At 47.2% G+C, this 20,459-nt stretch carries 20 protein-coding genes; all 20 read right to left on the reverse strand.

Annotation, left to right across the window (positions count from 1 at the left end; genetic code table 11):
• Positions 1-4 precede the first annotated feature (4 nt).
• Complete coding sequence (locus J0B03_RS00655) at positions 5-2,443, reverse strand: glycogen/starch/alpha-glucan phosphorylase (RefSeq protein ID WP_207299977.1); 2,439 nt, start codon at positions 2,441-2,443, stop codon at positions 5-7.
• Between the two features lie 10 nt (positions 2,444-2,453).
• Positions 2,454-3,890 (reverse strand): glycogen synthase GlgA, encoded by a 1,437-nt coding sequence (gene glgA / locus J0B03_RS00660; protein ID WP_207299978.1) that lies wholly within the window; start codon positions 3,888-3,890, stop codon positions 2,454-2,456.
• Positions 3,887-5,020: a glucose-1-phosphate adenylyltransferase subunit GlgD gene (gene glgD / locus J0B03_RS00665; protein WP_207299979.1), complete on the reverse strand. Its 1,134-nt coding sequence runs from the start codon at positions 5,018-5,020 to the stop codon at positions 3,887-3,889. The genes glgA and glgD overlap by 4 nt, the downstream gene beginning before the upstream one ends.
• Positions 5,021-5,034: 14 nt before the next feature.
• Positions 5,035-6,171 (reverse strand): glucose-1-phosphate adenylyltransferase, encoded by a 1,137-nt coding sequence (locus J0B03_RS00670; protein ID WP_207299980.1) that lies wholly within the window; start codon positions 6,169-6,171, stop codon positions 5,035-5,037.
• 1 nt (position 6,172) lies between these two features.
• Positions 6,173-8,098, reverse strand: a complete 1,926-nt coding sequence (gene glgB, locus J0B03_RS00675) for a 1,4-alpha-glucan branching protein GlgB (protein WP_207299981.1) — start codon at positions 8,096-8,098, stop codon at positions 6,173-6,175.
• 132 nt (positions 8,099-8,230) lie between these two features.
• The gene (locus J0B03_RS00680) at positions 8,231-8,695 is read right to left on the reverse strand and encodes a CD1247 N-terminal domain-containing protein (RefSeq protein WP_246798147.1); all 465 of its coding nucleotides are present in this window, start codon (positions 8,693-8,695) and stop codon (positions 8,231-8,233) included.
• Positions 8,696-8,751: 56 nt separating this feature from the next.
• Positions 8,752-9,309 (reverse strand): elongation factor P, encoded by a 558-nt coding sequence (gene efp / locus J0B03_RS00685; RefSeq protein ID WP_207299982.1) that lies wholly within the window; start codon positions 9,307-9,309, stop codon positions 8,752-8,754.
• A gap of 42 nt (positions 9,310-9,351) precedes the next feature.
• Positions 9,352-9,876 carry a shikimate kinase gene (locus tag J0B03_RS00690; RefSeq protein ID WP_207299983.1) on the reverse strand — a complete coding sequence of 175 codons (525 nt, stop codon included), beginning with the start codon at positions 9,874-9,876 and terminating at the stop codon, positions 9,352-9,354.
• Positions 9,873-10,646 carry a type I 3-dehydroquinate dehydratase gene (aroD, locus tag J0B03_RS00695; protein ID WP_207299984.1) on the reverse strand — a complete coding sequence of 258 codons (774 nt, stop codon included), beginning with the start codon at positions 10,644-10,646 and terminating at the stop codon, positions 9,873-9,875. Before aroD ends, J0B03_RS00690 begins: the two co-directional genes overlap by 4 nt.
• Positions 10,647-10,707: 61 nt before the next feature.
• The gene (locus J0B03_RS00700) at positions 10,708-11,724 is read right to left on the reverse strand and encodes a hypothetical protein (RefSeq protein ID WP_207299985.1); all 1,017 of its coding nucleotides are present in this window, start codon (positions 11,722-11,724) and stop codon (positions 10,708-10,710) included.
• A complete protein-coding gene (locus J0B03_RS00705) occupies positions 11,721-12,263 on the reverse strand; it encodes a PilN domain-containing protein (RefSeq protein WP_207299986.1) in 543 nt (180 codons plus the stop codon). The genes J0B03_RS00700 and J0B03_RS00705 overlap by 4 nt, the downstream gene beginning before the upstream one ends.
• Before the next feature lie 2 nt (positions 12,264-12,265).
• Positions 12,266-13,354: a type IV pilus assembly protein PilM gene (gene pilM / locus J0B03_RS00710; RefSeq protein ID WP_207299987.1), complete on the reverse strand. Its 1,089-nt coding sequence runs from the start codon at positions 13,352-13,354 to the stop codon at positions 12,266-12,268.
• A gap of 24 nt (positions 13,355-13,378) precedes the next feature.
• Complete coding sequence (locus J0B03_RS00715) at positions 13,379-14,455, reverse strand: hypothetical protein (RefSeq protein ID WP_207299988.1); 1,077 nt, start codon at positions 14,453-14,455, stop codon at positions 13,379-13,381.
• Positions 14,448-14,933 (reverse strand): prepilin-type N-terminal cleavage/methylation domain-containing protein, encoded by a 486-nt coding sequence (locus J0B03_RS00720; RefSeq protein ID WP_207299989.1) that lies wholly within the window; start codon positions 14,931-14,933, stop codon positions 14,448-14,450. The genes J0B03_RS00715 and J0B03_RS00720 overlap by 8 nt, the downstream gene beginning before the upstream one ends.
• On the reverse strand, positions 14,930-15,289 hold the full coding sequence (locus J0B03_RS00725; RefSeq protein WP_207299990.1) for a type II secretion system protein: 360 nt from the start codon (positions 15,287-15,289) through the stop codon (positions 14,930-14,932). Before J0B03_RS00725 ends, J0B03_RS00720 begins: the two co-directional genes overlap by 4 nt.
• Positions 15,286-15,732, reverse strand: a complete 447-nt coding sequence (locus tag J0B03_RS00730) for a type II secretion system protein (protein ID WP_207299991.1) — start codon at positions 15,730-15,732, stop codon at positions 15,286-15,288. Before J0B03_RS00730 ends, J0B03_RS00725 begins: the two co-directional genes overlap by 4 nt.
• Positions 15,729-16,487 (reverse strand): prepilin peptidase, encoded by a 759-nt coding sequence (locus tag J0B03_RS00735; protein ID WP_246798148.1) that lies wholly within the window; start codon positions 16,485-16,487, stop codon positions 15,729-15,731. Before J0B03_RS00735 ends, J0B03_RS00730 begins: the two co-directional genes overlap by 4 nt.
• 130 nt (positions 16,488-16,617) lie before the next feature.
• The gene (locus J0B03_RS00740; RefSeq protein WP_207299992.1) at positions 16,618-17,082 is read right to left on the reverse strand and encodes a PilW family protein; all 465 of its coding nucleotides are present in this window, start codon (positions 17,080-17,082) and stop codon (positions 16,618-16,620) included.
• Positions 17,083-17,088: 6 nt separating this feature from the next.
• Positions 17,089-18,636, reverse strand: a complete 1,548-nt coding sequence (locus J0B03_RS00745) for a prepilin-type N-terminal cleavage/methylation domain-containing protein (protein ID WP_207299993.1) — start codon at positions 18,634-18,636, stop codon at positions 17,089-17,091.
• 29 nt (positions 18,637-18,665) lie between these two features.
• Positions 18,666-19,730 (reverse strand): DUF7305 domain-containing protein, encoded by a 1,065-nt coding sequence (locus tag J0B03_RS00750; RefSeq protein ID WP_207299994.1) that lies wholly within the window; start codon positions 19,728-19,730, stop codon positions 18,666-18,668.
• Between the last annotated feature and the right edge of the window lie 729 nt (positions 19,731-20,459).

A 20,459-nucleotide genomic window follows, 5' to 3' on the forward strand; every position in this document is an offset into this window, starting at 1 on the left:
AGAGTCACCATCCCTTTCCATCCGTCAGGCTCTTGATGTTCCATATCTCTTTTGCATAGCGCTGGATGGTGTAATCCGAAGAAAAGACGCCGCTGGCCGCCGTATTTCGAAGGGACATGGCCGCCCATTGCTTTTCATCCTGGTACAAGTCGTTGATGGTGGCCTGCGCTCTTTTGTAGTCGTTGAAATCTTTAAGGACAAAAAACTTGTCCCCGTATTTGACCAACGTGTCGTAAATGGCCCGAAACTCTTCCTGGGATACATGGAATTCGCCGCTGATCAGGCTGTTCACTGTTTCCCGTATGACCTGGTCGCTGTTGTAGAGGGCAGCCGAATCATAGGATCCAGTTCGGTACAGTTCGTGGATTTCATCTGCCTTCAGGCCGAAGAGGACGATGTTCTCCTCTCCCACCTCATCCCGGATCTCGATATTGGCTCCATCCAGCGTCGCCAGGGTGATGGCTCCATTCATCATGTACTTCATGTTGCTGGTGCCGGAAGCTTCTTTTGTGGTGGTGGAGATCTGCTGGCTGACGTCGGCTGCCGGGATCATGTTGGTGGCTACGCTTACATTGTAATTCTTCAGAAAGACCACCTTGATCTTTTCCTTGATGGTCAGATCGTTGTTGACCGTCTTGGCTACGGTGTTGATCAGCTTGATGATCTCCTTGGCGATATAATACCCTGGTGCCGCTTTACCGGCAAACACGAAAGTCCTGGGTGTAATGTCCATATTGGGGTTCGCCTTCAAGGTCTTGTACAGATGCATGACGTGGAGGATGTTGAGCAACTGTCGCTTATACTCGTGGATCCGCTTTGCCTGCATGTCGAAGATGCTGTATGGGTTGACAGTGATGCCAGTGGTATAGTGGATGTATGTGGCCATGGTCACCTTGTTGCGGTGCTTGATCTTGGCGATCTCCTCCAGGACTGCAGGATCGTCTTCATAGGCCCTCAATTTGTGCAATTCCCTTGGATTGGTCATGAAGTCGTCTCCGATCAGGTCCCGAACCAGAGATGTAAGACCCCGATTGGCACTGAGGAGCCAATGACGATGGATGATCCCGTTGGTCTTGTTGTTGAACCGCTCCGGATAGATCTGATAAAAATGATTCAATTCCTTGTCTTTCAAAAGATCGGAATGGAGTTTTGCAACCCCATTGATGCTGTGGGTCCCGACGATGGCTATGTTGACCATGTGTACCGCATTGTTTTTGATGATGGACAACTTCTCCAGTTTAGCTGGATCTTGGACGTTGTATTTGGATTTTAAGGCATGGACAAACCGGTGGTTGATCTCTTCCGTGATCTGCCAGATCCTGGGCAACAGTTCCCGATAGAGGCCTACATCCCAGGTTTCCATGGCTTCCGCCAGCAGAGTGTGGTTGGTGAAGGCGCAAGTCTTTACCGTGATCCGCCAGGCATCTTCCCACTCGAAATTATACTCATCCATCAAGATCCGCATCAGTTCCGGTACGGCCATGGCCGGGTGGGTGTCGTTGATGTGGATGGCCACATACTCCGGCAGTTTTGCCAGGGGTCTTTCCAACCGCAAATGGTTTCTTAGAATGTCCTGGATCCCGGAAGAAACCAGGAAGTATTCCTGCTGCAGCCGCAACCGCTTGCCATCATATGTGGTGTCATCCGGATATAAGACTTGGGAAATGCTTTTGACCCGGTTGATCTGTTCAAAAGCTCCGCAAACGTTCCCCTTGCCGAATTCCACCAGGTTCAAATCGTCCTTGCTTTCCGCACCCCACAATCGCAGGGTGTTCACGTTGTCGTTTCGAAATCCCAAAACGGGGATATCATAAGGAACGGCATAGACCGTCTGATAATCCACATGTTTGAAGGTGTATTTATTGCCTCCTTTGGGAATGTAGAGGATCCTGCCGCCGAAGCGGACCTCCAGTTTTTCCTGGTACATTTTTCGTTCCCAGATGTTTCCTTCCACCAGCCAGCTGTCCGGTTTTTCCCGCTGTGCTCCATTGTCGATGACTTGCTGGAACAGCCCCTTTTCATAGCGAATCCCATATCCATGCCCAGGCATGGCCAAGGAACTGAGGGAATCCAAAAAGGCCACAGCCAGTCTACCAAGACCTCCGTTGCCCAGGCCCGGTTCATGTTCCGCATCCAGCAAATCTGCCATGCAGACGCCCCGTTCTTCAAAATATTCCTCTGCAATATCATAGACATCCAAATATTCCAGATTTTTTCGTAAAAATTTTCCGGTCAAAAATTCCATGGAAAAATAATAGACTGCTTTTTCTCCACTTTCCTCCTGCTTTCTCCTGGTGGCATGCCACCGTTTTCCGCTGAAGATCTTCACCAGGGCGCAAAGGGCCGTATATTTTTCCTGGATCGTGCTTTCCTCAAAATCGTCTCCAAAAATGGAGTACAACATCTTTTCATATTCTGTCACAAAAACATCTTTAGTCAGCATTCTTCCACCTCTATTTTTTCATCAGATTGCCGTACAACTTTCGATATTTTGCCGAAGAGGCATTCCAGTCGTTTTTTGACTTCATGGCTCTTCGGATCAGTTCTTTCCATGCATCTTTGTCGTTGTACGTGCTGAGTGCATGTTTAATGGTAAATAGCATATCATGTGCATTATAATCGGTAAAGGAAAATCCGTTGCCTGTTTGCTTCTCCCGATCGTAAGGCTCCACCGTATCCCGCAATCCGCCGATGCTCCGCACGATGGGTATGGTACCGTAACGCAGGGAGATCAACTGGCTGATCCCGCAAGGTTCAAACTTGGAAGGCATTAAAAACATATCGCTGCCTGCATAGATCTGGTGGGCCTCCCCTTCGGAGAAGTGGATATTGGCCCGAACTTTTTCCGGATAGCGGTGTGCAAAGTAACGGAACATGTCTTCGTATTCCTTGTCTCCTGTTCCCAGGACGACGAACTGGATGTCCTCCTGGATCAGTTCTTCAAAAATGTGGGCCACCAGGTCCAAGCCCTTCATGTCTACCAGGCGGCTGACCATGCCGATCATGGGAATGTCCCCTTCTGTAGGTAGTCCCCAACGGTTTTGCAGCCAGGCCTTGTTCTCCCGTTTTCTGGTGTGGACGCTGCGCAGGTCATAGTTGCTGTATAAGTGGGGATCTTTGGAGGGGCTGAATTCCTCGTAGTCGATGCCGTTGACGATACCGTGGAGTTTGTCCTGGTGCTTTCGAAGGATCCCATCCAGCTGTTCGCCGAAATACGGATCCAATATCTCGGTGGCGTAGCTTTCCGAGACCGTGGTCACTGCATCGCTGTAGACGATGCCCCCTTTCATAAAATTGATCTGGTTGTAGAAACGGATCCCGTCTTCGTGGAAATAGCGGATGTCGATCCCCATGACGTCTCCCATCATGTCTGCATCGAAAACGCCCTGGTATTTCAGGTTGTGGATGGTGAAAACCGTCTTCATGTTTTTATAGTCTTCATCCCCGATGGCAAAGTCGGCCACATACAGGTTCATCAACGCTGTATGCCAGTCATTGGCGTGGATGACATCCGGTTTGAAATCCACATGCTTGCACAAGAGGACAGCCGCTTTGGAAAACCAGCTGAATCGTTCTCCATCGTCAAAAAAACCGTAGATGCCGTCCCGGTTGAAATAATATTCATTGTCCAAAAAATAATGAAGGACACCATTGTGTTCCAGGGAAAAAACGCCGACGTACTGGTTGCGCCAGCCCAAGTCCACAGTATACTCCGTCACTTTCTCCAAAAGATCTCCGTATTTTTCTTTGATGCTTTTATACAAGGGAAGCACCACCCGCACCTGGGTAGTGCCCTTGTTCAGCGCCGCCGGCAAAGAACCGGCCACGTCGGCCAGTCCTCCTGTTTTTATGAATGGGACCACTTCTGCGGCTGCAAATAAAATATTCATCGTTGCGCCTCCTTGCTGATGACCATGTCTTTTTCCACAACATAAGGCACCGTATGGTTTCCGATGATCTCCACCCCGTCTTCCACGGTGACGTATTTGTCCAGGATGGCGTTGACGATGACGGCATTCTCTCCAATGACCGTCTTTTGCATGATGACGGAATTTTTGACAATGGCGTTTTTCCCGATTTTTACGCCCCGGAACAAGATGGAATTTTGGACACTGCCATCCAGGGTACAGCCGTTGGCGATCAAAGAGTTTTTCACGACGGCGTTCTCCTTGTAGAAGGTGGATGGCTCGTCCTGATTTTTGGTATAGACGATGCCGTATTTGAAGAACATTTCGTTGTAGATCTCCGGCTCCAACAAGTTCATGTTGGCGTCAAAATAATTCTTTACATTTCGTATGCTTTCGATATGGCCTACATGTTCGAAACAGTTGAATTTGTATTTGTTGATCCCTCGTAGAAGGGCATCCCTCAAATAACGGGCATTCCCCTCTTCAATGGCTTCCCGGACCAGTTGCCGGTATACCTCTTTTTTGATGAACAGGCTTCCTACATACAAGTCGAACTCTTCTTCCGTACCCAGGTTGGCTCCCACGCTTTTCACACACCCGTTGTCGTCCTTTTTGATTTTTTCACAGTTGATGAATTTCCCGTTGGGATCTTTTACCCGTTTGCAGATCAAGGTGACATCTGCATCCGTCTCCTTGAAATGTTTGTAGGCTCGCTCCATGTCGATTTTCACCAGCATGTTGGTGTTGCTGAGAAAAATATTGTCTTCCGTACTTCGGGCAAAAAATTCGTCATTGTTGAAGAATTGCTGCAAGTCACCATACCCACCGTTTTTTTCCTCATCAAAAAGGGGCGGGAAAATAAACAGTCCTTTGAATCGCCGGTTCAAGTCCCAGGGCTTTCCACTGCCCATGTGGTCCATGACACTTCGGATCTTGGTGCCTGTAAAGACACCGATGTTGTTGATGTCGTGATCCACCATGTTGGACAGGAAAAAATCCGCCAACCGGTATCGACCGCCAAAGGGCAGCATGGCCATGGGCCTGCTTTTGCATAACTTTCCGAAATTTTCTTCAATATTGTTGAAGTCGATGATCCCCATGCAATTATCCATTTTTGTCCCCCCTATTATTCTTCAATGATGGTGTCTTCTGATACCAGGAAAACCTTGCCATTGTCTTTGTCTCCAATAACCTGGCCCTTTTTCACCGTGACCCCTTCCATGACCACGGCGTTGTAGACTCGTGCACCTTCTTCGATGGTGGCGTTGGACAGGACCACGCTGTTGTGAACGTAGGCATCCTGTTTCACCCGAACTTCACTGAACAATACGCATCGGTCCAGGTGACCTTCTACGATGCATCCTTCGTTGATCAGAGAGTTGTACACTTCTGCCGTGTCGGAAACAAACTGGGGCGGCAAGTTTTTGTTTTTTGTAAAGATCCGCCAGCTCCGATCATACACATTCAGGGTATCGTCTTCGGAGAGCAGGTCCATGTTTGCTTCCCAGTAACTTTTTATCGTTCCTACGTCTTTCCAATATCCTTCGAAGGTGTAGGCCACCATCTTTTTGCCGTCTTGCAGCATGGTCGGGATGATGTCTTTTCCGAAGTCGTTGCTGGAATCGGGATTTTTGATGTCCTCGATCAGATATTCGCGGAGTACCGGCCAGTCAAAAATATAGATCCCCATGGAAGCAAGATTGCTTTTTGGTTTTTCCGGTTTTTCTGCAAACTCCACGATCTGTCCTTCTTCATCGGTGGCCATGATGCCGAAACGGGATGCTTCCTCCCAGGGCACTTCAATGACAGATATGGTGGCCTGGGCATTTTTCTCCTTGTGGAACTCCAGCATCTTCTTGTAATCCATTTTGTAGATGTGGTCGCCGGACAAGATCAACACGTAATTGGGATCCACATGATCGATAAAGCTGATGTTCTCGTAAATGGCATTGGCCGTCCCCTGGTACCATCTGCCTCCAGCTTCATTGGTATAGGGAGACAAGATCCGAAGGCCTCCCGTGTTTCGGTCAAAATCCCAATGGGATCCGATCCCGATATGTTCATTGAGCTGGAAGGGCTTGTACTGGGTCAGGATCCCTATGTCTGTAATGCCCGAATTGGCGGCATTGCTCAAAGGAAAATCGATGATGCGGTACTTCCCGCCAAAGGGCACGGCAGGTTTTGCAATGTCCTTTGTCAAGGTGCGAAGCCTGGTTCCCTGGCCGCCTGCCAGGAGCATGGCCAATACTTTTTCTCTCTTCATGTTATTGCCCTCCTTTTTTTCCGCGTGTCGTTTGGTTCGGTGAATTTTTTAGAACGACCCCTCCCAGGGCCGGTATGTCCACGGTTATGGAATACGGTCGATGGTGATGACCTTGCTTTCGGGTCCTGGCGGACTTGGGCCGGAGGGTGTTTCCACCATACCGGATCCGGTCCGAATGGAACACGGTCTTGTAGGATCCCGGTTCCATCACCCCGATGGGATAATCCGTTCTGGCTACAGGGGTGAAGTTCAAGGCAATGAGCAGGCGATCCCCCCGCCTGTCCACCCGTTCGTAGATCAGAATGCTCTCCTGATGATTTTCATGCTCCACCCAGTCAAAGCCGTCGAAACTTTCATCCAGTTCGTACAGGGGTTTCTCTTCCTTGTAAAACTTGTTGAGTTCGCTGACGTAGGTGAGCATTTTCCCGTGAAGTTCATAGTCCAGTAAAAACCAGTCCAGTTCCTGCCATTCGTTCCATTCGATGAATTGGGCAAACTCCCCTCCCATGAATAGAAGCTTTTTGCCGGGATGGGTAAACATGTATAAGTACAACAGTCGAAGGTTGGCAAATTTTTGTTCGTATTCCCCGGGCATCTTGTCCAAGAGAGACCTTTTCCCATGGGCCACTTCGTCGTGGCTCAGGGGCAGTACGAAATTCTCGGAGAAGGCGTAGGTGATGGAAAAGGTCAGGGCATGCTGTTTTCCTTTTCGATATAGAGGATCCGTCTCCATGTAATCCAGGATGTCGTTCATCCAGCCCATGTTCCACTTGAAGTTGAAACCCAGTCCTCCCTGGTCCACCGGCCCGGTGACCAGTGGCCATGCGGTGGATTCCTCGGCAATCATCATGGTGCCGGGAAAATGTTCAAAAACCACCTTGTTCAGTTTTCGAATAAACTCGATGGCTTCGAAATTTTCAAAACCTCCTTGTTCGTTTTTCAGATCCGCACCGGCAAAATTCAAATAGAGCATATAGGCCACTGCATCGATGCGCAGCCCGTCAATATGAAAGTATTCATGCCAGTACATGGCGTTGGAAATGAGAAAACTGAGAACTTCCGGTTTGGAAAAATCGAAGTTGGAGGTGCCCCACTGGATGTTGTCAGCCCTGCGGTTGTCCACGGATTCAAAACAGGCGGTCCCGTCAAACATGCGAAGGCCGTGGTCGTCCCGGCAGAAATGGGCCGGGGCCCAGTCCAAAATGACGCCGAACCCGTTTTGGTGAAGAAGGTCCACAAAGGCCATGAAATCCTTCGGTGTCCCATATCGGCTGGTGGGTGCATAATATCCGGTGGTCTGATACCCCCAGGATCCGTCGAAAGGATGTTCCATCACCGGCATCAGTTCCACATGGGTAAAGCCGGTCTTTTTCAGATAGACCACCAGTTCTTTTGCGATCTGGCTGTAGGAGAGCTGGCTCTCGTCCCTCCCCTTCTTCCAGGATAGAAGATTCATTTCATAAATGGAAATGGGGCGATCATAGGGTCGGGTCTTGTTTCGGTTTTTGATCCAGTTTCGGTCTTTCCATCGGTACTTGGTAATGTCGAAAAATTTGGATGCCGTCCCCGGACGTTCCTCGCTGTGAAAACCATAAGGGTCTGCTTTCATTCCTACAGAACCGTCCTGGCCGATGATCCGGTACTTGTACTTGTCGAAGGTTTCAACACCGCTGATGCAGATCTCCCAAAGGCCGCTGTTGTGGATCCGCTCCATGGGCAGGGAGTCTTCCTGCCAGTCGTTGAAATCGCCTACGACAAAAACTGCTTGAGCCCTGGGGGCCCAAACGACGAATCGGGTGGCTTTTTCATAAGGATGTGCTCCGAGAAATTCGTAGCTTCGATAAAACGTACCTTCATGAAACAGATGGGCGTCAAAAGAACCCTTGTTGGAATAGTAGTAAGGGGGATTTGCCTTTTCGTTTGCCATGGAAAACCTCCTGTGGAAACATTTGTATTACTGGTATTATACCCTTCTAACTTTTTCTAAACCAATTATATGCTCCAACAACTGGGTACAAAAAGACCCCAAGCATTCCTGCCTGAGGTCTTTGATGTTTTCTTATTCTGTTTCGTCTTCTTCCGAATCGCTGTGACAGTCACAGTCTTCGTCGTCGCATTCGCACATCAGGTCCATAATGTCCAAAACGTAACCGCATTCGGGACATTCCAGTTGGAAATCTTCATCTTCCATGTCGTCGAAATCGGTGATGAATTCCGCTCCGCAATTGGGGCATTCCACTTCGAAGATGTCGTCTTCGTCGAAATCGTCCTCATCATCGTCGTCATCCAGCATTTCCAGGTCGTAGAGTTCGTCTTCCACTTCCATGAGATCTTCATCGATCAGTTCCACATAATCTTCCAGATCGTCGTAGGCTTCATCCAGCCCTTCTACCGCGTCGGTCAAATCTCCTAAAATCTCGATGATCTTCAGAAACAATTTGCCTTCTTTTGTGGTCTCGTCGATTTCCATTCCATCGCACAATCCCTTGACATAAGACACTTTTTCTTTAATGTAGTCCATCATGCAAACCTCCTTTTGTTCATTATAACCCAACCTGGATCATATTGCATTACTTTGCATTAAACTCTTTCCATATACTCCCCGGTCCTCGTGTCGATGCGGATCACATCGCCGATCTCCACGAACAGCGGTACGGTGATCTGGGCACCGGTCTCCACGATGGCCGGTTTGTTGGCTCCTGTTGCCGTATCCCCTTTAAATCCGGGATCCGTTTCCGTCACTTCCAGTTCCACAAAGAATGGGGCTTCTACCGAGAAGGCCTGTCCCTTGATGAACTTGATGGTGGCGTTGTTGTTTTCCTTCAGGTACTTCATGGCTTCTTCCACCTGGTCGTAGTTCAGAGGGATCTGTTCGAATGTCTCCTGATCCATGAAGTAATACAAGTTGCCGTCGTTGTAGAGATACTGCATTTCCTTTGTTTCGATGTGGGCTTTCGGAAACTTCTCCGACGGATTGAATGTCCGCTCCACAACACTGCCTGTTTTGACGTTTTTTATCTTTGCACGCACAAAGGCCGCACCTTTTCCCGGCTTGACGTGCTGGAAATCGATGATCACATAGACATCGTCATCCATTTCAAAGGTGATCCCTTTTCTAAAATCTCCTGCAGATACCATATTATCCCTCCGTATGATTGCTGTAATACCTTAATTATACTATCATAAAGCACTCCGCTTTTCCATATAATTTTCCATAATAAGTGACACACTATCCGCTACATTATGCCGGTCCGTTTCCACGCTGAAATGGTTCTGGTTGTAGTAGGGATAGCGCCTGTGCATCATGTGTCGGATGGTACGTTCCGGATGGGGTCCCTGGATCAGCGGTCTGGTGGTGCTTTCCTTGAGTCGGAAGTATAGATTACGGGGAGTTGCCTTCAAGGCCACCACAAAAGAATGCTCCATCAGCAGCTGCCGGTTCTCCTCTTTTATGACGATGCCTCCACCGGTGGAGATGACCTGTTTTTCCTTCTGCAAGATCTCTTTCAGAGCCTTGGTCTCCAGTTGGCGGAAGTAGGTTTCCCCCCAGCAGGAAAAGATCTGGCTGATGGTCATCCCTTCCTGTTCTTCAATAAACCGATCCACGTCCACGAATTCGTAGTTCAAGGCTTTGGCCAGGTTTCGTCCGATGGTGGTCTTCCCCGTCCCCATAAAACCGATCAGGGAGATGTTGTTTCTACTCATGGGGTATCATCCTCATCGTTCAGGATCTCCAGGACCCGCCGGAGTTTTGTTGTCTCTATCTGACCCGGTGCCGAGGTCTTGTTCTTTTCCGCTGCAAAGGTCATGCAGCTGCCGAAGGTGGAAGCCCCGATCCTTGTTATTTTGCCAAGATCCCCCATGGAGATCCCCACATATGGAATGGTCAATACATCCCAGGCGTTGGCACAAGCGGCAAAAAGACCGGCCACATCCTTGGGAGACTGGGGCATGACGGCGATCTTCACCAGGTCGGCTCCCATTTGTTCCCCCTGGATAAATTGGTTGACCATCTCCTCCACTGTTGGGGTACCGTCAAAATTGTGGTAGGAGACCAGGGTGGCCACCCCTTTTTGGGTAAAATGCTCCAACCCCTCCTGGAGGATGGCGGGATCCCAAGACATCTCCAGATCCACCATATCCACACATCCGGAAGCATCGATGGCCCTGTAAAGCCCAAAAACGCCTTTGGCGTCCATTTTTCCATTGCCCCCTTCTCCTTGACTGCGGTAGGTGGCCAAGAGAGGCAAATAGGGCATATGCCCCCTTAATGCAATAAAAATGTCCTGGGCGTTTCCCAGCTGGTTTTCTTCCAAAAGATCCAGGCGGATCTCCATCAGGTCCGGTTGGGCGATCCCCGCCTGCTTGCCTTCCTTGATGGCCTCCACCACGGTTTTTTCCAGAACTGGAACACAGATGTTGGTGTTTTCCTTATTCAGTTTTAAATTCTTGATCGTGACCGTTGATTTCTTCATGACCTGCTCCTTCATTCAATGGGAAAAAGCCCGAAACCATATGGGAGTTTCGGGCTGGTGTTTATTTCTTCAAGGTAAAAGTAAAAGTGTCCGTATTTCCGTTGATGTCTTCCACCACCACTTCGAACGTTCCCGGAGTGGTGACCATGACGTCGTTGTACTGGAGACTGATCTCCCGACCATTGAGGGTCGCTTTCTCCAAAGGATGGAAACTGACAAATTTCAGATAGACCCGGTTTCCTTCCACGGTCCCGCCGCTGATCAGATCCAAGGGATCATCCACAACGATGCGAGGTCCGAACAAACCGGTTTGCGGATTGTCTCCCGTGTTGGCGTTTCCGTTGGTGTCACCATCATCATCATCATCTTCGTCATCATCATCGTCGTCTCCATTGGTACCACCAGTTCCGCCAGTACCGCCTGTACCACCGGTCCCACCGGAAGCAGGAGGTATGTAGTCAAATGGGTTTTCCTTGCCGAAATCCTTGCCTTCGATGAATTCATAATCTTCAAAAGCCGTAAAGCTTTCTCCATCTTTCAAGAATGCATAGGAACGAAGGACGATGTTGGCATTGACCAAACCGTCGCTCAAGTTGTAGTTCACCGATTCCACCGTCAGTTTTCTGCCGTTGGTATAGACCAACCGGACAAACTCATCCAGGGTCGCATATTTGCCGGACAGGTTCATCCGTACATCTATGCTGTTGAGGAAGGTGCCTTCATGCCCTTCCGTTTCCGCTTTCACCGGCAATCCGAAGTCTACGCTTCCCAAGTCCACGTCGGAGTCTTCCACCTGTTTCAAAAGATCCAGATACAACAAGGGTAGCATGGTGTCTCTTGGTATGACTTCATCCAATTGGTTGGAGAGTTCCTCGATCCTGGCTTCTTCCACTTCCAAGGTGTTTCCCCGGTCCAGTGCCTGAAGCTCGTCCAAAACCGTCTGGCGTTGGGCCAAGGTAGCCTTATTGGCTGTCCACTCGTCGTATTTCGGAAGAATCAAATAGTTGATATATAGGAATCCGATTCCCACGACCAACAACAAAGTGACAAGTATTCTTTCCCGTCTGCTCAAACTCATTGCTGATCACCTCCGTTGCTGTACACTAAATTCATGTTGAATTCATAAATATCGTTGTCTGCGGCCCGTACGGAGTTGATCCATACGTTGGAGACATTGTCGATCTGGTTCAGTTTGGCGGCAAAATCGGCCACTTCATCCCGTGATTTGGCTACGCCGCTGATGGTCATGGTACCGCTGCCCGTATTTTGCGTGATAAAGCTGACGCTTTCCGGCAAGGTGGTCTCCACTTTGGTCAACAAGTTGTAAAAGTTGATCTTGTTCACGTCTAGTTCAGATGATCTTTGCTCTCTATAAGCCAATTCCTGTTGTTTTTTCTCCACCAGGGTCTTTCTGGCTTGTACTTCCGCTAAAGCGGCGATTTGGTTTTCCACATCCACCAAGTCCCGTTCCGTTTGACGGTTGAAACTGTACAAGGCTCCGTAGCCCACCAAAAGGAGTGCCAGAACCAGTAAAACCAGAAGAATATTCATGGAACGTTTCTTCTTGACATCTTTTTTTAGATTGAGATCCTTAGGTAGCAGGTTGATATCGCGCATGGTCACACCCTCCTAACGACGGCGCCGATGGCATCCACAAGGAACGGCACATGATTGTTGCTCTTGAGATCTTTGAACGCTACGTTCACCAACCGGTCCACCCACACGGTAGGAATGTTGGTGTAGCGCTGGATGTATTCACCCACGCCGGGGATGCAGGACCCGCCGCCCACCAGGAAGATCCGGTCCAGCTTTTTCTGTTTGGACATGGATATGAAAAATTCCAAGACTTGATTTATTTCCATGGTGATGTCGTAGAGCACGTTGGTGATCTGGTCGTAGAGCATTTTTTCCACTTCGTTGAGTTCCTCTTTTCGGAGAAATGCGAAGTCGTTGTTTCGTTTCCATTCTTCCGCCTCATCCATGGACATGTCCAGTGCTTCGGATATGATCTTCGTTATATCCCGTCCACCGACGGCCAAAGAACGCTGCAGGAATAATTTCTGATTTTCCAATAGGGTGATGCCTGTCTTCTGGTTTCCCAAATCGATGATGGCTATATCCTTGGCTTCCCCACCGTCGGGCAACCGCAAATCGAAACAAGTCACCGGTCCGTTCACCAACTTGATCAGGGCGTTGGACTGGACGTCCACCACTTCGATCTCCACGTTGTTTCGGTTGAAGATCTCCAGGTACTCGTAAACCATGTTTTTGGGAACGGCGACACCCTGCATGGTGTTCATCATGACCTCTTCACCGTCTTCGTTCTGGCGCACGAATTCGTCCACCAGGCTGCTGTCCACGATATAGTTTTCCATCCGGTCCGGCAACAATACGGACATTTCGTACTTGACGGCTTCCTTGAGTTCGTTCATTTCCATTTTTGGAAGATCAAAGGTCCGTATGACCACATCGCTGGATGAAAGAAGGAGCCTGGCTTCCCCCAACTTCCCGTGCTTCAAAAAGGTATCCACCATTTTCCCCACGGCTTCCGGGTCCGTCACGTTGCCATTATCGATGGCTCCGTCCGGTGTGGGCAAGATCTGATAGCCTTCCACCTGGATCTCCCGGTCCCGAAGAGTGGCGGTGACCATTTTTGAATTCTTGCTGCCAAAATCAAACACCGTTACTGATTGCTTTTTGCCTAACAAACTTCATCCCCCCTTTTACGAAGTTTACTGCGATTGCGTAAACTCCTCCACGTACACTTGCCCTCGATTCGCCGGTTCGGTGATCTCCATGGTCAGGTATTCTTCCAACCCTGTCAGGAACTGGGGATCGTACTCCAATTCCAGATCAAGGGGAGTGGACCCGAAGGTCTCCACCAACCCGAAAACACCATGGATCCGTCCATCCACCATGGAATGGACCTGGCAACCGCTCAAGATCATCATTCCGGTGATCTCCACATCCTCCAACACCACCCTGTTGCAGCGACGAAGGATCAGAAGTCCCGAAAAACTTCCCCCCACGGTCAGTTCCTCCACGTTTTCAACCACGAACACATCCAAATCATCCGGCATGGAACCAAGATCCACAACTTGTGAATATTGATTCCCTTCAATTCCCATTCTATCACCACAACGGTTCTGAAGTAAATAAATAAATTCACCCATCATGATGTCGTCGTATAATGGCAGAACAGATGGGTTCAAGACGTAGGAATTATGAAAACTTTCCCAACGGATAGACTCTAAGTATATATTGCCATTTATATGCATGTTTAAACGGTTTGGACCGCCAAAATTGAAAATATTCATATTTTTAAGGGTTCCGATGCCTACCAATGGCGGTGTTGCCCGGATCTTTGCCAGATCCTCGATGAAAAGATCCTCTGTAGAATAGATCCCATAGCCGGCCATGTCCTTCAAGGATAGAACAGGCAGGCTTTTGACGACCCTACCGGAAAAATGTCTTTCCAGTACATTATTTTTCACAAACACGTCCAAAGTTCTTTCGTAGTCGGAAACATAAGAGATCCGGTACCGGTAAGAATGTTCCTCGTTCCAAACAACCCAGCCCGAATCCCATGCCGTCGTCCATTCCCTCTCCAATAGTTCCAGGGCAAGTTCCCGGACGCCATAAGCCAATTTCTCCATGGAGATGCTCTCCCCATAGTGGACGATGCTTTTGTGGTGGAGGAGGGTCATGGGGGTGAGAAGCAGGGAAAAAAGGGACAAAAAAAGAACCAGCATCAACACCACAAGCAGTATGGCACCTCTGGTGGATCCGGTTTTCCCTCCCCTACTCAAGGGTAACCACCGGAGAAGCCGGTGTGACCACTTTGGTCAGGCGATAGACTTGTTCTTCAAAAGTACTCTCCACGGTCAACAGAACAGTACCGTCTTCCTGGGCTTCCATTTGAAAGGAAGTTATGGGATAGGCCATCTGGGACTTGGATCCCAAACCGATGGAACGCAGATTTTCATAGACCTTGTTCTTGTGCAAATAGATCCCCTCCAGGCTATAATAATTGAGATAAACAGGATTTTCCAGATCCCTCAGATACATGGTTCCATTCTCAACAATGATCCGGTCCGACTGTTCCAGTTGTCGTTCCAGCAGGATCATGGTGTGACGAACGTTGGTTTCCACATCCATCCGGTTGGTCAAAGCACGTACCGTCTTGAGTTGGTTTCCCAGAATTCCCATGGCCATGCTCCATGCCAAGCTCAGCAAGAGCATCCCTATCAGCAGTTCAATCAAGCTATACCCTTTGGCTTTCTTCATGGCACATGTACCAGGGTTTGGAGGCCGATTCCATTTTCTTTCTGCCAGACTTCCACTTCCAGGGTCCGATCCTTCCCCTCATAAGGTTTGATGGTCACCTCATAATATTCACTGCAATGGAGCTGCTCCAAAGCCTCATAGGTCGCAGGTGATGCCGGTCCTTCCTTCAGATCCGATACCACGGCTTCCAACACTTCCTCCGCCCGATTCGTCTGTTCGTAGCGACTGGACGCCCTGGCCATGGCGGACAAATAAAAGGTAGACATGAATAGAAAAGAAATGGATAAAATGCAAAGAATAAAGATGGATACGATGATCTCGATAAACGTAAAACCTTTCACCTTCAGGATGATCAACCCTCTTTCCAGTAAATTCTGCCGCTTCCGATTTGCACGACAATGGTTTTCTTGGTTCCTGATTTATTTTGGAAGGTGATGCTTCCACCGGAACTGACGGTGCCTTCCGGATAGAAGATCAATTTTTTGCTGCTGTAGGTGTTGGTGACCAAACGCAGGTTCTCATGATAGGGTATTTTTTCCGTCGTAGTGCCGGAAGGAGTGACGGTCTGAAGATACATGCAACTGCCGGATACAAGGACCTGCCGCTTCCGGCCATCCAGGATGGTCTGGTTCCTTGCCTCCACCAGACTCTTATGGATCACCCGGATATCCTGGTCCAATGCCCGCTGGTCTTTGATGGTGGAAAACACGTTTGACCCAAAACCGGCCACAGCAAGCAAGATGCCCAGGATCCCAACCACCACCACAAGCTCCAGATAGGTGATCCCGCGGTTTTTCAAAGGAGGAAGCCCAAATACCAGCTGATGAGGTTGGAGCCGAAATACAGGGTCGTCAGAGCCGCCAGGGCGATCCAGGGACCAAAGGGTATGGCATCCTTCCGCTTTTTGATTTTAGTCGCCAAAAGTACTACTCCAAAGAACCCCCCGTAGATAAAGGACAGAAACAAGGTCAACAGGGTATGCCACAGTCCCAGATAGAGGCCCAGTACAAACATGAGTTTCACATCCCCCATGCCCATGCCGGCACCACCGGTGAGGAGGACCAGTAGAAACAAGGGTATAAATCCAGCCAAAGCGCCAAAGACGGCATCCTTCCATGGGATGAAGCCCAGGGCCAGGTTGGCGACGACAAAGATCACTAGCAAAAAGACATTCAGTTCATCGGGTATGATCTGATGATCCAGGTCGATGAAGGTCATGGCAATGAGGACTGCCACAAAGACAAGGTGGACCAAGAGCATCCAGGAGAGACCAAACTGCAGATAGGTGAATAAAAACAAAAACCCCGTCAACAACTCTACTAACGCATACCGAGCCGGTACCTTGGCCTTGCAATAGCGACATTTCCCTCCCAGCATCAACCAACTCAAAACGGGAACCAGATCCACCGGTTTGAGCGGTGTCCCGCACTGGGGACAGTGGGAAGGCGGCGATGCAATGGACTGCCCTTCCGGTAGCCGATAGATCACCACATTCAAAAAACTCCCAATCAACAAACCGAATACAAATACGACGAACATGTAATACCATTCCATGATGTCAACCCCTTACATTACTTCCTGATTTCTTTTTCTCCATCTTACCATGATTTCCTTCAAAAATTTTAGAGAGGAATAAAAAAACTCCGGCAAGTTGCCGAAGTTTTTAAAAAATTTCATTTAAAATTTATTCATAGTAGATCACCGAACCGCTTCCCGGCGTAGTGTTTGTTATGTTGTTTAGTAAAACATTGGTATCGATTTGATAATTGTTTTCTCCAGATGCATCGCTTCCTTGGATCGTGTAGGATACCATATAATGAGTACCGCTATTTACGATTTCAAAACTTATTCCATTGACCAAAGGATACTTTGCCGAAAGAGATGTTAAATCCATACTGTCCGCCAATGCATTGTCTGTGGTGCTGATTTCATCCACATTTCGCAATTCTTTCGTCACATATTGGGAAGCCATACGTACGTCAAACTGCACCTGGGAAAGTGCTGTACCTTTGTTGTATAGGCTGTTGTTAAAGAAAAAGAAGCTAAAGATCGCACCCAGGATCAAAATTGCTATGGCAAGAGTGATGACGAGCTCAACCAACGTCAGACCTTTTCTGTTTTCACGAAACCATTTTTTTGTCATTTTCATCGCCTATCATCTTCCTACAACAGATTTCAAATCTACACCAAGACCTGTTGTCGGGATCCAACTTGTTCCATTGTTGGAATATAGAACTGTTCCGCTATCTCCGACAATAATATAATTTGTTCCACGTGCATGGATACTTCTTAAACTGTTTGTTCCAACGTATTGGATACTCCAGTTACTTCCTCCATCAACGGAAGTTAAAATCAAACCATTATCTCCAACCGCAATAAAACTACCGTTGAAATATATAACATCATTGATATTTCCAACAGACGCTATTGTACCTGTTGTCCATGTGCTGCCATCGGATGAAGAAACGATTCGTCCATTATCTCCAACACCGATCAGTAAATTACTGCCACTATACGCACCGGAAGTAATTGCACGCAAGTCATCGCTTATATTCGTCACAGCTTCATTCCATGTAGAGCCGTTTGAAGAATACAATAATCTTCCGGAATCACCGACGGCATTCAACACATACGTACCAGCAAAGTCGGTAGAAACAATATCGTGAAGGGCATAACTCATACCAGTATCCGGTGTGCCGGGATCATAGTTGTTCGACCAAAAGCTACCATCCGACGATGAATAGATCCTGCCATCTCTTCCCACTACATAAAACTTCTCATACTGCGATGACCATGCAACCCCAAGAAGATCTTCCGCTGATACAGACGTTCTGGTCCAAGGTTCTAAGTCATGAGACAGTAAAAACAAACCATCGTCTCCTACTACAGCATAAGATGTTCCATTGCTTGCCGATGCGTTGATTACACTTGTAACAAGTCCGTTTAAACCGATCTTAGAAGATCGATCCATCCAAGTAATATCAGTTATCGTTCCTTCCAATTCAGTAACGAAGACAGATGTATTCCCGATGGCCAAAAAGTCCGGTTGATCTACACGAAACTTTGCTCGCGCCAACTGATCCGGTTTTCCTGATATGGGGGTTCGTACACGAACGATGAACTCATTACTCAGCAAATGATCATAATAGTAGTTCCATGAATAACTGGGATCCACAGTATTTGGCAGTGTAAAATTCAAAGATGTATCACTGGAAACCGTTGGAGTGTTGATGGTTGCCAAAACGATACTTCCAAACTTGTCCAACAATTCCACCGTTGTGCTTCCACTTGTAAAATTTGTATTTTCACCATTCACCACGATTGTTCTGTTCTGATATCCTTCGGATTTAGACGTCGGATCGATGGATATGGTCGGAACCTTTGGCAAAAACGTGACCAATTTAGAATCCTTGTCTCCAACCGTCTGTTCGGATTCAACCAATCCACCTTCGATGGTAACATCTGTTCCACCAAAATCGATCACCAAATCCTGACTGGCTCCTGCATCCTTTGTTCCCAATCTCGTTTCGATATCTCCTTGCGCATTGCTATATGCTTCTCCACGATCTCCTGCTCCAAATATCCAAAGGATGGATGACGTAAAGAGAGAAATGAAAAGTATGGCCATGATCGCAAATACAGCCACCGCAATTACGACCTCGATCAAGGTCATTGCGTCTTTATTTTTTATCCGTTTTATCATGTTCACACCTTCTAACTGTATACTTGAATTCAATTGATCCATTTATATCCTGTATACCTAACTCCCACACCAGAAGTGTCTATGTTGAAACCATCCATGCTGCCGTTGTAAACTATCGTAGTGTAGTTGTGGATCATGACATCTTTTGCAATGATGATCCCATCCAAAACCTTGCTTGGATCGTTACCTGTGGAATTATTATAATCAACAAGTCGAAGGGGTGCGTAGATACCTACATTTGTAAACGTCAAACCGGAACCTGCCATGCTAAAAGCATCTGTTCCCATCGCGTAGATGTAAAGTTTTGAACCATCTGCAGTGATCGATCCCTTCAATTCCACAACACCGTCGACATACAGATGCACTTCTCCGCCTCCAGTGATCATGATTTTTTCGTTATCATTTCCTAATTTAACGCTGGAAGCATACAAAATCAACTCTTCACCTGCATTGACATTGATCAAATATCCATACTTTTCTTTTCCGGAGTAAGTGTAATCACTCAAGTCTCCATCGTATGATGCTGGCTCTTCAATGGGCGGCAAGTCCGTTATGGACGTGTGCCCTTCTTCGTATACAACCTTGTCATTTAAATCGATCTCATCCGTTATGGAAGCTATTTCACCACCAGTAATGGTTGCTCCATTACCGTTACCGTCATTAGATATGATATTCTTTGCCAATATTGCAAAATCAAACAAACCACCAAGGGATTCTTCCAGCTGTATCTTGACAATGTCTTTCTTCCCGTTAAAAGTCCCTTCCGAAGTAATAACGATGGCACCTGTTGTTGCATCCTCATCGACACTGACTCTAAATTCTCCGTTTCCTATTTGAGAATTTGGTGCAGAAAATCCCGCATCGATCAAGTCATCGGCATCATCATTTCCGTCTTGTATCATATATTCCGCAATAGCCTGTGCGCCTGATCGTGCAACATAATATGCTTGCAACTGCTCTTCATTGTGTTTTGCAAATGTATTTTCGGATACACTGACCCGCAGGATGGAAACGCCTAATACCATCATGATCATCATGACGACAAGCACCGTAACCAATGCGGATCCTCTGTTTTTATAGATATACTTTTTCATTTCGATTCCTCCTCGAAATAACATCCACTTTATCGTAAACATTATACCCCAAATTTATAAAAAAAAACAGCAATCAAAATTTGCTGTCTAAATCAAGGATCTTTTATGGCTAATGCAACAATAGAATAAGTCATTTCAAACTTTTCCTCTCGAACTAACTTAGTAGAATCCTTAATGGAATTCTTTAAAAGTATATATTTTGATTTAATTTGGTATTTATCATAATCGGTGATTGTCAAATTGGTTGTCGTTTCTCTTATGAATCGATTCAGCCAAAAAACTTGTTCTATGGTACAGTTATGAACCAATCTAACTATCTATCTGGATTTTTTACCTTTGCAACTTCCAGTATTGCTCTCTGTTTGCCAAAGAATTGGTGTCGAGATTTCTTAGTCTATTATTCTTCTACATAATCGCGATAATTAATTTTCCCAAAATATCTTATTATCTAAGAATTACTTGAAATCAATGTGATATATTCCTTGATAATTAATTAGCTTATGAAAAGCCTTGTTTGCCCAAGGCTTCGAAGTTCTTTTTCTTCTATTTGATCAATTTGTCTTAAAATTCTTTACTGTAGGTAGCCACGGAATTCTTCACTCTTGACCACTTGCATAGCATATAATATTTTGATCACCTGACAGATATCCAAACTAAGGGGCAATAATTTTGTTAGATTTCTTCAGTCATAAAATTTATTAAAACAAATGACCCCTGTTTATTTCAAGG

This window comes from Alkalibacter rhizosphaerae, from assembly GCF_017352215.1.
Lineage (GTDB): Bacteria > Bacillota > Clostridia > Eubacteriales > Alkalibacteraceae > Alkalibacter > Alkalibacter rhizosphaerae.

What these genes read in the sequence shown, in the direction of transcription:
- J0B03_RS00745 (WP_207299993.1), bottom strand. Translation starts at nt 18,636, where the DNA reads ATGATAAAACGGATAAAAAATAAAGACGCAATGACCTTGATCGAGGTC.
- glgB (WP_207299981.1), bottom strand. Translation starts at nt 8,098, where the DNA reads ATGGCAAACGAAAAGGCAAATCCCCCTTACTACTATTCCAACAAGGGT.
- J0B03_RS00690 (WP_207299983.1), bottom strand. Translation starts at nt 9,876, where the DNA reads ATGAGTAGAAACAACATCTCCCTGATCGGTTTTATGGGGACGGGGAAG.
- aroD (WP_207299984.1), bottom strand. Translation starts at nt 10,646, where the DNA reads ATGAAGAAATCAACGGTCACGATCAAGAATTTAAAACTGAATAAGGAA.
- J0B03_RS00740 (WP_207299992.1), bottom strand. Translation starts at nt 17,082, where the DNA reads ATGAAAATGACAAAAAAATGGTTTCGTGAAAACAGAAAAGGTCTGACG.
- J0B03_RS00705 (WP_207299986.1), bottom strand. Translation starts at nt 12,263, where the DNA reads ATGCGCGATATCAACCTGCTACCTAAGGATCTCAATCTAAAAAAAGAT.
- glgD (WP_207299979.1), bottom strand. Translation starts at nt 5,020, where the DNA reads ATGGATAATTGCATGGGGATCATCGACTTCAACAATATTGAAGAAAAT.
- efp (WP_207299982.1), bottom strand. Translation starts at nt 9,309, where the DNA reads ATGGTATCTGCAGGAGATTTTAGAAAAGGGATCACCTTTGAAATGGAT.
- J0B03_RS00700 (WP_207299985.1), bottom strand. Translation starts at nt 11,724, where the DNA reads ATGAGTTTGAGCAGACGGGAAAGAATACTTGTCACTTTGTTGTTGGTC.
- J0B03_RS00655 (WP_207299977.1), bottom strand. Translation starts at nt 2,443, where the DNA reads ATGCTGACTAAAGATGTTTTTGTGACAGAATATGAAAAGATGTTGTAC.
- J0B03_RS00750 (WP_207299994.1), bottom strand. Translation starts at nt 19,730, where the DNA reads ATGAAAAAGTATATCTATAAAAACAGAGGATCCGCATTGGTTACGGTG.
- J0B03_RS00735 (WP_246798148.1), bottom strand. Translation starts at nt 16,487, where the DNA reads ATGGAATGGTATTACATGTTCGTCGTATTTGTATTCGGTTTGTTGATT.
- J0B03_RS00720 (WP_207299989.1), bottom strand. Translation starts at nt 14,933, where the DNA reads ATGAAGAAAGCCAAAGGGTATAGCTTGATTGAACTGCTGATAGGGATG.
- J0B03_RS00680 (WP_246798147.1), bottom strand. Translation starts at nt 8,695, where the DNA reads ATGATGGACTACATTAAAGAAAAAGTGTCTTATGTCAAGGGATTGTGC.
- J0B03_RS00670 (WP_207299980.1), bottom strand. Translation starts at nt 6,171, where the DNA reads ATGAAGAGAGAAAAAGTATTGGCCATGCTCCTGGCAGGCGGCCAGGGA.
- glgA (WP_207299978.1), bottom strand. Translation starts at nt 3,890, where the DNA reads ATGAATATTTTATTTGCAGCCGCAGAAGTGGTCCCATTCATAAAAACA.